Raw genomic sequence first — 1,797 nt, 5'->3', positions numbered from 1 at the left:
GGCGCGGCGCCCGGCGGCGGCATGGCCGGACGGAGCCGCGCCAGTTCGCGGCGATGCCGTTCGGCCAGCACGGCGGCGAGCACCAGTTCCGGCGGCGCGCCGGGCGGGGGTGGCGGGGCGATGCGCGACACCACGTCGCCGGCGATGCGGTAGGCCATTTGATGACGCAGCTGTCGGTCGAGTTGCGTTGCGCGCGAGAGGAATTGACGCGCCACCTCGGCCTGCCCGGGGGACAGGCCGGAAAGCTGCAACGACGCCGCCCACCAGGCCAGGGCGGGCGGCATCACCGGCGGGGGGCCCAGCCGGGGTCCGCGCTCGTTGATGACGACGGTGCCGGCGAAGATGTCCCCGATGCGCTTGGCTTTCGGTGACAGGATGCTGCAGATGACGGCGGGACTCCCGAACAGCATCCAGATCTCCACCACCGACGCCAGGGCGCGAAAGAGGGCCTGGCGGAAGCGTTCTGGGCCGCCGTCGTCGGACACCACGCGCAGGCCCATCGCGATCTTGCCCACCGAACGCCCGCGTGTCGCCGTTTCGAGCACCACGGGATATCCGACGATCGCCACCACCGTGAAGATCAACAACACGGCGGTGCTCAGCGCGGAGTCGAACTGGGTCAGGGTGGCGGCCCACAACATCAGCCCGAGCAGGTAGCCGACCACGATGACGGCGATGTCGATCAGTGCGCTCAGCGCCCGCACCGGCAACTGGGCGATCTGCACGTCGAGCACGACGGCGTCGCCGGTCACCACCTCCGCCATAACACCGAACGGTACAGGGCGATTAGGCTGCGCAGGGTGGACGTGGACGCATTCGTGCTGGCCCATCGCGGTACCTGGGACCGCCTCGACCGGCTGGTCGCGAAGCGTCGCACGCTGACCGGGGCCGAGGTCGACGAGCTCGTCGAGTTGTACCAGCGGGTGTCGACCCACCTGTCGACGCTGCGCTCGGCCTCGTCGGATTCGCTGCTGATCGGCCGGCTCTCGAGCCTCGTCGCGCGCGCCCGTTCGGTGGTGACCGGCGCCCACGCGCCGCTGAGCAATACGTTCGTCCGGTTCTGGACGGTGTCCTTCCCGGTGGTCGCGTACCGGTCGTGGCGGTGGTGGCTGGGCACGGCGGCGGGCTTCTTCGCCGTGGTCCTGCTCATGGCGTTCTGGGTGGCCGGCAGCCCGGAAGTGCAGTCGGCCGCCGGAACACCAAGCGAGATCGACCAATTGGTCAACCACGACGTGATCGCCTACTACAGCGAACACCCCGCGGCGGCGTTCGCCCTGCAGATCTGGGTGAACAACTCCTGGGTGTCCGCGCAATGCATCGCCTCGTCCGTCCTGCTGGGACTGCCGATTCCGTTCGTGCTGTTCCAAAACGCCGCGAACCTCGGGCTGATCTCCGGGCTGATGTTCCAGGCCGGCAAGGGCGGCGTGCTGCTCGGGCTGCTGGTTCCGCACGGGCTGCTGGAGCTGTCGGCGGCCTTCCTGGCGGGCGCGGCCGGGATGCGGTTGGGGTGGTCGGTGATCTCACCCGGTGACCGGCCCCGCGGGCAAGTGCTGGCCGAGCAGGGGCGTGCCGTGGTGTCGGTCGCGATCGGGCTGGCGGGCGTGCTGTTGGTCTCGGGGCTGATCGAGGCGCTGGTGACGCCCTCGCCGCTGCCGACGTTCGTCCGGGTCGGCATCGGGATCCTCGCCGAGGCGGCGTTCCTGACCTACATCGGCTATTTCGGCCGGCGGGCGGCCAGGGCCGGGGAGACCGGCGACATCGAGGACGCGCCCGACGTGGTCCCCACCGGCTGACGGG

General features: G+C 70.5%; 2 protein-coding genes. One reads left to right on the top strand and one right to left on the bottom strand.

What is annotated here, in order from left to right:
* The coding region (locus HMPREF0591_RS01785; protein WP_007166675.1) for an RDD family protein at positions 1-764 on the bottom strand (764 nt) is incomplete at its 3' end.
* Between the two features lie 36 nt (positions 765-800).
* Between HMPREF0591_RS01785 and HMPREF0591_RS01780 the strand changes: the two genes are divergently transcribed.
* Complete coding sequence (locus tag HMPREF0591_RS01780) at positions 801-1,793, top strand: stage II sporulation protein M (RefSeq protein ID WP_007166674.1); 993 nt, start codon at positions 801-803, stop codon at positions 1,791-1,793.
* Positions 1,794-1,797: the final 4 nt, after the last annotated feature.

Origin of the sequence: Mycobacterium parascrofulaceum ATCC BAA-614, assembly GCF_000164135.1 — a bacterium.
Classification (GTDB): Bacteria; Actinomycetota; Actinomycetes; order Mycobacteriales; family Mycobacteriaceae; genus Mycobacterium; species Mycobacterium parascrofulaceum.
The sequence above is the reverse complement of the archived record's forward strand: the minus strand, read 5'-3'. Positions and strand labels throughout refer to the sequence as shown.